This window comes from Candidatus Kryptobacter tengchongensis, from assembly GCF_001458555.1.
GTDB classification, from domain to species: Bacteria; Bacteroidota; Ignavibacteria; order Kryptoniales; family Kryptoniaceae; genus Kryptonium; species Kryptonium tengchongense.
In genome coordinates this window covers 1-11,086 of sequence record NZ_CZVH01000067.1, presented here as the reverse complement: position 1 = coordinate 11,086, position 11,086 = coordinate 1, and the positions used below count along the sequence as shown (strand labels likewise).

Annotated in this window: 10 protein-coding genes and 1 pseudogene; 8 read left to right on the top strand and 3 right to left on the bottom strand. The window is 36.4% G+C overall.

The annotated features are described in order from the left end of the window. The 6 genes from AT685_RS05890 to AT685_RS05865 form a co-directional block, all read left to right on the top strand. A partial coding sequence (locus AT685_RS05890; protein WP_072151927.1) for a tetratricopeptide repeat protein occupies positions 1-1,219 on the top strand: 1,219 nt, incomplete at its 5' end. Further along, the gene (gene lolB1 / locus AT685_RS05885) at positions 1,206-1,892 is read left to right on the top strand and encodes a lipoprotein insertase outer membrane protein LolB1 (protein ID WP_474114163.1); all 687 of its coding nucleotides are present in this window, start codon (positions 1,206-1,208) and stop codon (positions 1,890-1,892) included. The genes AT685_RS05890 and lolB1, both read left to right, overlap by 14 nt. A gap of 3 nt (positions 1,893-1,895) precedes the next feature. Continuing rightward, positions 1,896-2,621, top strand: coding sequence for an endonuclease III domain-containing protein (locus AT685_RS05880; RefSeq protein ID WP_072151925.1), 726 nt, complete (start codon positions 1,896-1,898; stop codon positions 2,619-2,621). 82 nt (positions 2,622-2,703) lie between these two features. Then, a complete protein-coding gene (locus AT685_RS05875; RefSeq protein WP_072151924.1) occupies positions 2,704-3,711 on the top strand; it encodes a glycosylasparaginase in 1,008 nt (335 codons plus the stop codon). A gap of 20 nt (positions 3,712-3,731) precedes the next feature. Then, positions 3,732-4,517 (top strand): hypothetical protein, encoded by a 786-nt coding sequence (locus tag AT685_RS05870; RefSeq protein WP_072151923.1) that lies wholly within the window; start codon positions 3,732-3,734, stop codon positions 4,515-4,517. Positions 4,518-4,537: 20 nt separating this feature from the next. Continuing rightward, positions 4,538-5,158 carry a hypothetical protein gene (locus AT685_RS05865; RefSeq protein WP_072151922.1) on the top strand — a complete coding sequence of 207 codons (621 nt, stop codon included), beginning with the start codon at positions 4,538-4,540 and terminating at the stop codon, positions 5,156-5,158. Here the strand turns inward: AT685_RS05865 and AT685_RS05860 are convergent. The 3 genes from AT685_RS05860 to AT685_RS05850 form a co-directional block, all read right to left on the bottom strand. Further along, positions 5,148-5,786: an MgtC/SapB family protein gene (locus AT685_RS05860; protein ID WP_072151921.1), complete on the bottom strand. Its 639-nt coding sequence runs from the start codon at positions 5,784-5,786 to the stop codon at positions 5,148-5,150. The genes AT685_RS05865 and AT685_RS05860 overlap by 11 nt on opposite strands. An 80-nt stretch (positions 5,787-5,866) precedes the next feature. Further along, positions 5,867-6,073: a heavy-metal-associated domain-containing protein gene (locus AT685_RS05855; protein ID WP_072151920.1), complete on the bottom strand. Its 207-nt coding sequence runs from the start codon at positions 6,071-6,073 to the stop codon at positions 5,867-5,869. 8 nt (positions 6,074-6,081) lie between these two features. Then, on the bottom strand, positions 6,082-8,547 hold the full coding sequence (locus AT685_RS05850) for a heavy metal translocating P-type ATPase (RefSeq protein WP_072151928.1): 2,466 nt from the start codon (positions 8,545-8,547) through the stop codon (positions 6,082-6,084). Between the two features lie 131 nt (positions 8,548-8,678). On the opposite strand from AT685_RS05850, the gene AT685_RS05845 reads away from it, so the two are divergent. Beyond that, a complete protein-coding gene (locus tag AT685_RS05845) occupies positions 8,679-10,703 on the top strand; it encodes a hypothetical protein (RefSeq protein ID WP_072151919.1) in 2,025 nt (674 codons plus the stop codon). Positions 10,704-10,713: 10 nt separating this feature from the next. Continuing rightward, a pseudogene (locus AT685_RS05840) lies at positions 10,714-11,086 on the top strand (hypothetical protein); the annotation flags it as partial.

The window sequence follows — 11,086 nt, the reverse complement described above, 5'->3', positions numbered from 1 at the left end:
ACTTGAGCTTTACAATAAGATCATTGAAAATTATGGATTGGAATGGAATGCTCTTCAAAGGATAGCTGAGTTATCCTTTCGGCTTGGTAGGTTTTCAGAATCGGCGCATGCGCTTGAAATGATGATAGAGATTGACCCATCAAATTATGACCTTCGTAAGTTAACAGCTGAAACATACATAAGCGCTGGGGAGCTTCAAAAAGCGAAATCAATTTTATCTGAACTTATTGAACTTAAACCATCAGATGTGCAGGCAAAGATAAGATATGGTGAAGTTTTACTCCAGCTTAAGGAAAGGGATGATGCTTTAAAAATTTTAAATGAGGTTGTATCTGATGATTCCGTTGGGTTTGAGTTAAAGTTTCAGGTGGTTGAGAGTTTATTTAAAAGTGCTGGTGAGGATGTAAGTTTAAAGGGCAAAGCAAAGGAGATTTTAAAAAATTTATCTTCAAAATATCCCAACGAGTGGAGAGCGCACTGGTTGCTTGGGATTATAGCGTCGGACGAAAAAGATAACGAAACCGCTTTTAATGAATTTAAAAAGGTTGTTGATATCAATCCTAAAATTGTTGAAGCATGGCGTGGGATTGGGATCGCGCTTTATGAGATGGGTAAATTTGATGAACTTATCAGAGTAATGGAAGATGGTGTTGAAAAATTTCCAGATGATTTTTTCCTTAACTTTCTCCTTGGGCTTGGATATCATCGGCTTGAGCGTAATAGTGAGGCAGTTCAACCACTTGAGAGGGCTCTCTCGCTTGACCCGAAAAACATTGATGTCATAAGCACACTTGCCCTCGTTTACGATGCTATTGGTGAAGTGAGTAAATCTGATTCACTTCATGAACTTGGTTTAAAAATTAGTCCAGATAATCATCTTATTTTAAACAATTACAGCTATACGCTTGCTGAACGAGGCGAAAAACTTGATATCGCCCTTGAGATGGCAAAGAAAGCAGTTGAACAAGAACCTGAAAACCCTTCTTATCTTGATACAATTGGGTGGGTTTACTTTAAACTTGGTGATTATGAAAAGGCAAGGGACTATATTTTAAAAGCGGTTGAAAAGGGAGGAAGCTCCGTTGTGGTTGAGCATCTTGGTGATGTATATTTCAAACTCGGAGATAAAGAAAAGGCGATGGAATACTGGAAAAAAGCCCTTGATAAAAACCCATCAAATGAAAAATTAAAAGAGAAAATAAAGCGTGGTCAGATGTAAATTCCCCATTCTTTTAATTCTTGGAATTTTTCTCATCTCGTGTGCCCCATCAAAAAAAATGTTGACTTACAAAGATTCAAAAATTTATTTTGAAAAAATAAAAGCAAGGGATAACTTTGTAAAGTCATTGACTGCAACTGGTAACATTACCATTGACTCGCCTGAGTTTTCAAACTCTGCAAAATTAAAAGTAAATTTACGAAGACCCGATACTTTAATGCTTAAAATTGAAACGATATTTGGAATAGATCTCGGTGAAGTTCAGATTTATGCGGATAACTTTAAACTTATAGATAGATTTAATGATCGCGTTTTACAAGGAAAGGTTAGTGAGTATTTGCAAAAGTATCTTGGGATTGACTTAACCATTGATGAACTCGTTGACATTTTAATCGCCTGTCCGAGAGTTGGGGAAGTTGAATCGCAAAGTTTTGAAGATTATGAGTTTTTAGTTTTTGAAAAAAAGGAAGGGCGGGATGTGATTTTGAAATTTAATTCTGACCTTGAGATTGAAAGTTATGCTTTTTTTAAATCAGGTGTGAAAGTTTTTGAGGTGATATATTTAAAGTATGCCAAAGTTAAGGATATAACATTTCCGAGGGTTGTGAGAATTTATGATGGCTCTGGCAGGGGAATTTACTTGAATTTCTCGGAGATAAATATAAACAGCTGAAAAATGCGTCAAAGTAAACTTAAGAAAATTTCCGAAGTAATAGCAAAGTTTTTCAAGACTGAAAATCCCCCAAAGTCAAATCCACTTGATATTTTAATTGCAACGATTTTATCTCAAAACACAAATGATGTCAACAGCCATAGGGCATTTAAAAATTTGAAGGAAAAGTTTCCAAGTTTTGAATCAATTCTTACGGCTGATGTAAGTAAAATTGAGGAAGCGATAAAAATTGGTGGGCTTGCACATCAAAAAGCGGTAAGGATAAAGGAATTGCTTGTTGAATTGAAAGAAAAAACAGGTGATTTTGATATCTCTTTTCTTAAAAATTTATCCCTTGAAGAAGGTATTAGATTTTTGACTTCATTTAAGGGGGTTGGTTTAAAGACCGCTGGATGTGTTCTTTTGTTTGCTTTCAATAAAAATGTTTTCCCAGTTGATACGCATATACATAGAATTTTGAATAGGGTTGGGGTAGTTAAAACGAAAACTCCAGATGAAACATTTTTAAAGGTTCAAAAATTAATTCCAGACGGTTATGCTTACCAACTTCACACAGGGTTGATAAAGTTTGGGAGGATGATTTGTAAAGCCAGAGAGCCACTTTGCGGTATTTGCCCAATTTATAGAATTTGCGATTTTAAGCAGAAAAAAGTTTACAAAAGAAAAACTAAAAATATCAAGTCTGGTAAAAATAAGGCTGCGGAATTTATCCTGCTTGAAGAAATTTGAATTTTTACACAAAAAGTTTTTGTGTTTTAAAATTTAACAGTTTAATTTTAAGTGTCAATTAAAACAAAAATCTCAGATTCCAATGATAGGAAGAAGAGAATTTTTAAGAAGCTCGCTACTTGTGGGGATTGGAGCGGTGCTTTCAAGAAAATTTAAAATTCCATCTTTTTTTGAGGATTCTAAAGCACGCCCGTCAAGTCAAGCAAGTTTGCCTGTTTTGATTTCAACTTGGAGGCAGGGTATAAAAGCAAACGAAATGGGCTTTAAAGTTTTATCAGAAGGTGGAACTGCGCTTGATGCTGTTGAACTTGGAGTGAGAACTGCTGAAGACGATCCAAATGTTATGAGCGTTGGATACGGTGGTTTGCCAGATGAATGTGGGCATGTTTCGCTTGACGCATGTATAATGGATTGGGAATATAATGCCGGTGCCGTTGCCTTCGTCCAAAAATGTAAAAATCCTGTTTCAGTTGCGAGAAAAGTGATGGAATTGACAAAGCATGTTTTCATAGTTGGCGAAGGTGCAGATCGGTTTGCAAAATTGGTTGGCTTCCCGGAAGTTGATCTTTTAACGGATGAGGCGAGAAAAAGATGGCTTGAATGGAGAAGAAAAATGAGCCAAAGTGATAACTGGCTTTCTCCAGAAGAAAATCATGATACAATAGCAATGCTTGCTCTTGACAAGCAAGGAAGAGTTGCTGGGGCTGTAACAACAAGCGGACTTGCGTGGAAAATTCATGGGAGGGTTGGTGATTCACCAATAATTGGAGCAGGTTTATATGTTGATGGTGAAGTCGGCGCCGCTGGATCTACGGGCGTTGGGGAAGCTGTGATAAGGACATGTGGAAGTTTTCTTGTCGTTGAATATATGAGAAACGGAATGCATCCGCAAAAAGCAGTTGAAGAAACATTGAAAAGAGTTTTAAAGGTTAATAAAAAGTGGATTGATAAAGATCCAAACTTTCAAGTTGCGTTCATTGCTGTTAATTTGAAAGGCGAAATAGGAGCGATGGGCTTGAGGAAAGGATTTCAATATGCACTTTACAAAGATGGAAAAAATCAGTTCCTTGATGCACCAAATTTAATTTAAAAAATTTAAAAGTTGGTAAAATGCGATTTAAATTTATCACCTTGCTTATTTTAACTTTTATAACACAGTTTAAATCGCAGGTAAAACTTGAAAATATAACGCTTGGCTCTGAATTTTCTTACGGGATCAGGGGGACAAATTATGTTACGAAAGCAGTTGGTTTTGGATTTGTTGGGGAGTTGAAACTTAAAACTGGTGAAAATTCACGCTGGGGGATTAGATTTATTTCTGGGTATAGTGACTTTAAGGTTGAGCCATCGGATTCAATGACAATTGAAAGATGGAATTGGGATTACTGGAAAATATGGTATCGTAATCATGTACGCTCGCTTATAGTTGATTCAAATTATGCTGTTGATTTAAATCCCGAGCAAAGGTTGTATGTTCTGCCTGTAAAAGTTTACTTTGGCAGAGATTTTTATCTGGGCGAAGTTAATTTCTTTGCTGGTTTTGGGGCTGGATTAGTTTTTTATGAAAGGGCATTTTGGTTAAATGAGACATGGTGGAAAAAGTTTCCAAATGTTTCTGGTGGTGAGACATATGTTTTTCAGTATTCGTTCAAAAACAACGCTCCAAGTAAGAAAGGAACTGTTTTAAATTTGGGTTTAAAAGTTGAAGGAAGATATAGAATAACGAAGATCGCTTCGTTGGTTTTCGGGTTTGAATTTGAACATTATCCGAGTGTAAATAAAATTGAAAAAGTTGAGTTTGGGAAGATTACACTTGGTGGCGTTGGGGAATCATATAAAAACTTTATTTTGAGGGATGTTTTTAAGTTAATAATCGGATTTTCGTTCAGTTATTGAAAATTTAATTTTTAGGTCAAATGAATAAGTTAATTCTTGCGATTTTCGTTTTGTTTTTATTTAATATCTCACAGGCTCAGTTTTCCATTGCAACTGAAGGAATTTATATTGTTCCCGTTGGTGGTTTTTCTGGATGGTTTGATAATCATTATTCTGGGACAATTTACATCGGTCAGGTAAATCATGGAAATTCTTTTATCTCGGGCAGAGTTGAGTTTTATAGATTTGATCGTGAAAATACGAAAAAATTGTTTTATAAAGATTTAAATCTTGAGCTAAAACTTTACGGTGTTGGGGTTGAATACAGGCGTAATATTTTGAGGTTTAATTTTTTGAATTTTCATGGTATTATCGGGACTGGGGTGTATCGCTGGTTTGGGTTAAGAGGTGAATATTTCTTTAAAGATTCGGCAGGTAATGTCATTGATTACATTGCTGAGAGAAGGTATCAAGATTGGAGCGCTGGGTTTTGGGGTGGTGGAGGAGTTGAGGTGAGAGTTATGAAAAATTTATCTTTAAATTTAAGCACGAGATATCAGATAGTTGTTGGAGAGATGTGGCAAACACTTGCATTACGACTTGAACAAGCAAGTGGTTTTCAATGGATTGGAATTCAAGCGGGTGCGCAGGTTAGATTTTAGTTTTAATTTCTTTTATGTAGGGCATTTTTAGAAGTTCGGATAAAAAGCGATGATGTGATGGGTGTTTATCGCAGTATGAGATCTCAATTTTTAAAATTCCATCTTCCTCGGTCAATTGATATTGATTTGGTTTGATCTCATGTTCGGTGAGGATTTCTATAAGTTCAGCTCTGCCTTTGCCCTTTTCATCAAAGATTTCAAGTTGAAGTGTTGTGAAATGACACTTGCCGAGAAGTGATTTTTCAATGTTTGCAAGGAATGTTAAGGTAACAAGAACGAAAGCTGTAAATACTGTTGCAAGGATAATTTGATTTGAGCCAATTGCAAGTCCAATTGAAGCGACGACGAAGATTGTTGCTGCGGTTGTCAAACCTGTTATTGTGCCTTTTGATTGAATTATTGTGCCTGCTCCAATGAAACCAATCCCAGTTACAACCTGTGCAGCTATTCGCCCGGGGTCACCTGAAATTTTCATTGATAAAATCATATAAAGTGTTGAGCCGAGGCAGATCAAAATGTTTGTTCTAAAGCCAGCGGGTTTACCCTTTAATTCTCTTTCAAGACCGATCAACCCGCCAAAGATAATGGCGAGGACAAACTTGAAAATATCAAGGTAAATTTCGGTCATTTTTCGTATTTAGTTTTTTGGAGAAATGAGCAAGATTCGCACATATCTCGGGCTCTTCGGAAATAAGCTTGTGAAAAGGTTTATGTTAAAACCTTATATCCAACCTCTTCAATCTTTTGTTTTACATCTTCTATGTTAAGTTCACCGGTATAAATTATCTCAAGGGTTTTACTTATGTGATCTGCTTTTGCGGAGACTACATTTTTTAACTGTTTAACTGCTTTTTCAACTGTCATCTCACAGTGATGACAAGTCATACCTTCAACTGTTAATGTTAGTCTGTTCATTTTTCACCTCATAATTTTAATTTTTTAATTCTTAGGGAATTTGACACTACGAAAACTGAGCTGAAAGACATGGAAATTGAGGCAAAGACAGGCTTCAGGAGGATGCCGGCGATTGGGTATAAAATCCCAGCTGCTATTGGGATTAAAATCAAGTTATAAAAGAAAGCCCAGAACAAATTTTGTTTGATGATTTTATAAGTTTTTGCAGAAAGTTTTATCACTTGGAGGACTCCTTTGATATCATCTTTCATTAGAATCATATCGGCGGTTGCGGAAGCAACATCTGTTCCTGAGCCGATTGCAATTCCTACATTTGCTTTAGCAAGTGCTGGGGCATCATTTACTCCATCGCCAACCATTGCAACAATGTAGCCGGAGTTTTTAAGCTCTTCTATCTTTTCGGATTTTTGATCTGGCAAAACTTCAGCAAAAACTTTTTGAACGCCGATTTTATTTGCTATTGCTTTTGCTGTCTTGTAGTTATCCCCGGTTAAAATTGCAACATCTATGTTAAGTTTTTTAAGGTTTAGAATTGTTTCCCTTACATCATGTTTTATTGTATCCGCTATTGCAATTACACCAACAATTTTACCATCAACCGCAACAAATACCGGGGTTTTGCCTTCGTTTGTCAAAATATCAAGAATTCTCTCAAAGTTTTTCATTTCAATGTTTAAATTTCTCATAAATGTTATATTTCCGACAGCAACATTGCTTGAATCAACATTGGCAAACACACCTTGCCCGGGAATTGAGAAGAAGTTTTTAGGTTTATAAAGCTTCAAACCTCTTAGCCTTGCATATCTAACTATTGCTTCTGCGAGTGGGTGCTCTGAATTCCTTTCAACTGAAGCGGAAAGTCTCAAAAGTTCATTTTCTGGGATGTTTCCAAGTTTTATTATATCTGTTACCTCAGGTTTCCCATAAGTTATAGTTCCAGTTTTATCAAAAACCACGATGTTGACTTTATTTGCAATTTCAAGTGCTTGTGCGTTTCTTATTAAAATTCCATATTCAGCAGATTTCCCAGTTGCCACAACTATAGCGGTTGGTGTTGCGAGCCCAAGTGCACAAGGACAAGCAACAATTAAAACAGAAACGAAATTCATGAGCGCAAAAGTAAAACCGTATCCCAAGAGATACCATATCAAAAAGGTTAAAACAGCTATCCCAATTACAATGGGGACAAAAACTGAGGCGACTTTATCAGCAAGTTTTTGGACAGGTGGTTTTGTTGCTTGGGCATCTTTTACAAGCTGAATTATCTTTGAAAGAACAGTATCTTTCCCAACATTTGTCACCTTGAACCTAAAGCTTCCAGCTTTATTAAGTGTTGAACCTATTACATTGTCCCCGGGTTTTTTCTCAACAGGCATACTTTCACCTGTGATTATTGATTCATCAACTGAGCCATATCCTTCAACTATCACACCGTCAACAGGTATTCTTTCACCGGGTTTAACGAGAATTATATCCCCAGTTTTTATTTCTTTGACTGGGACAATTATCTCTTCTCCATCTCTGATAAGTGTTGCAGTTTTGGGCTGGAGTGAGGAAAGTTTTTTTATCGCCTCAGTTGTTTGCGCTTTTGCTTTTGATTCAAGAAGCCGTCCGAACAAAATCAGTGTTATTATAACTGCTGAAACCTCATAATAAACATCGGGTGCTTTCCCAATTGATGTAAAAATTTGTGGATAAAATGTAGCCACAACGCTGTAAAAATATGCTGATCCAGTTCCAATTGCTATTAATGTGTTCATATCCATAGACAAATATCTAAGTCCAGCAATGAAACTTCTGAAAAACTTCCCTCCGCCATAGAAAATAACAGGAGTTGCTAAGATGAAAAGAATATAGTTAACAAGCATCCTATTTTGAATGTGATAAACGAAATGCGAGAGCATATCAATAAGAATTAAGCCAGTGAGGACTGCACTGAGTATAAAGCGTTTCTTTAAATCTTCATATTCATTTTTTCGGATTATCTCATCGTAAAGTTCTATCTCTTCCTCTGAAATTGGCGGCACTTTATATCCGAACTTCTCTATCTCTTCTTTTATGTTGTCAAGCGAGACAAGGGTTGGGATAAATTCAACAGTTATATTTTCAGTTGCGGGGTTAGCTAAAACATTTATAACCCCGTTTAATTTTGAGAGGGCGTTTTCAATATGGGGGGATGAAGCGGAGGAAATTCCTTCAACTGGAAAGGTTATTTTTTGTATCGCAACATCATAACCAATTGATTTTATTGATTTAATTATTTCCTTTGGATTTATCTTTTTATCTGGTTCAATTTCAATCGTTGCTTTTCCAGTTACAAGATTAACAGTTGCATTTTTAACACCTTGAAGTTTTAAGAGGTTGTTTTGAACTTTCAAAACACAGCTTGCACATGTCATCCCAATGATGGGTATATCTATCTTTACGGTTTTGCTTTCTTTAAGTTTTTCTATTTCCTTGTTTTTTTCGCTCATCTTTCCCGGCGAATGAAGGTTTTTTTCAAATATAAGTTTTCGGTTGAAAAAAAACAATCAAGATAATTTTCAAAAGAGATGCGGTTTTATTAAATTTACTTTACACTGAAAAATATAGACACTAATTTGTGATGAGAAAACTTCTACTGCTTTTCCTTTTACCGTCTTTAATTCTTGCTCAAAAACCACAAGATAATCGCTCAACCAACATTGGGAGAATTGGGCTTGCGGTAAATTCTTATGGTCAAATTGGGAACGGTTTTAATCCATCTTTTTGGCCATCTCAGCCATCGTGTGAGTTCCCGATAAAGCCAGTCAGAACAAGGATTGAACATCTTTTCAACGGTGGTCTTTGGGTTGGAGGATATGGGAAAAGTGGATTGAGCGTTACAACTGCTACAAATGACAGACGATTCTCAAGTGAATTTACTCAGCAAATTGACCAAGGACTATATGAGCGTTCAAGCTTACTTGAGTCAAGATACTATAGCCCAAGCGCTATAAGTCATCAGGATTTTTATTGTGATTTTACAGATACGAACACAATAAATCCATTAACGGGTGAACCAATCTCTGGACATAATCCGCTTGGTGTTTCGGTTCACTTTGAAACATATGCTTGGCAATATTCAATAGCAGATAATTTCGTTATTTTAAATTTTACAATAAAAAATGTGGTTGATGTTCCTATTGAAAGTTTATATGTAGGACTTGTCACTGATCTTGTTGTGCGAAATACAAACTATAGATTTCCCGCCGAAGGTTCGGTGTTTTACTCTGGAACTGGGCTTGGTTATATTGATAGTTTAAGATTGCACTATGCGTTTGATGCTGAAAATAGACCATCAGATGGTCCAACTGATAGCTATATAGGTATAAAACTTTTAGGGACAGAACCTTTACTTGGAGGTCATCTTGATAGCTTAAATAAATATACAATCTATCAGGTTTGGCAGTTCAGAGCAAGCACTGGAGACCCAGATTTAATATCTCCATCAAATGATCAACAAAGATATGATAAGATGCGGATTCCTTTCCCTGCAGTGAAAATACCATATTTGAAACAGCCCGGAAATAGATACACGCTTTTATCAGTTGGACCTTTTCCAGTTTTATATCCGGGTGATTCTGTAAGTGTAGCTTTTGCAGTTATATGTGCTAAAAAATTTGGCAACGATCCACAACAAGATGATACACCGCTGAGTAAAAAACTTCTTATTGAAAGCGCTATATGGGCACAGAAAACTTATAATGGTGAAGATAGAAATGGAAATGGAATTCTTGATCCCGGTGAAGACCTTGACGGAGATGGTAAAATAACGAGGTTTATCTTCCCGACAATACTTCCGCCACCGAAAGTTAAAATAATCCCTGATGATAGAAAAGTTGATATATACTGGGATAAATCGGTTGAAGATGTTGTTGATCCAGTTTTAAATAAAAAGGATTTTGAGGGTTATAGAATTTATATGACAAGACCTGGATTTGATATTGGATTTGTGCAATCCGGCGAAGATCCATATATTTTGCTTGCTGAATTTGATAAACCAGGAAATGAAATAGGTTTTAATACAGGCTTCAGCTCAATTAAACTTCCTGAACCAGCTATATTTCCTGATGACACAGTGAAGTATTATTATAGATTCACAATCCAAAACTTACTCAATGGTTGGCAGTATATTTTTGGCATTGAAGCATTTGATGAAGGTGATCCGATTAATAATATACCAAGTCAATCAAGTGTAAGGGTTTTGCGGAGGGTTGTGCCAGGAGCTCCTCCGACGGTGGATAGATCAAAAGAAGTTGGAGTTTATCCGAATCCATACTATGCAAAAGCAATATGGGATGGTTCGGGTGGAGAGCGAGAGAGAAAAATTTATTTTTATAATTTGCCGAGGAAATGCGAGATAACAATTTATACGCTTGCTGGAGATATAGTTGATAAATTTATTCACGATGCGGATACATACACTGGAACTGATATTCAATGGTTTCAAGTTTATGGAGATGGAACACAGAAATTTTCAGGCGGAGAACACGCCTGGGATTTGATCTCAAAATATGACCAAGCAATTGCGACAGGACTTTACCTTTTTACGGTTAAAGACCTTGAAACTGGCGAGATAAAGCGAGGTAAATTTGTGATAATTAAATAGCAATAAAAACATGAAGACAAAGAGAATAACAAAAGCAGAAGAAATAATAAAACGGTTGCCAGAGTTAATAGAAACAAATGAAAGTTTTAGGCAGAGGTTGTTTGGTATACTGCTTGAATATTTCCCTTCAAGACAGGAATACACTCAAATTTTAAAAGGCATAGATGAGATTATAAAGCGCTTGGAAGAACATGCGAGGGCGATAAAGGAGTTGAGCGAGAGGCAGGAGAGGCATTCGCAGATTTTGGAGGAGTTAGTTCGTGGTCAGGAGAGACATTCACAGATTTTGGAAGAACATGCGAGGGCGATAAAGGAGTTGAGCGAGAGGCAGGAGAGACATTCACAGATTTTGGAAGAGCATGCAAGGGCGATAAAGGAGTTGA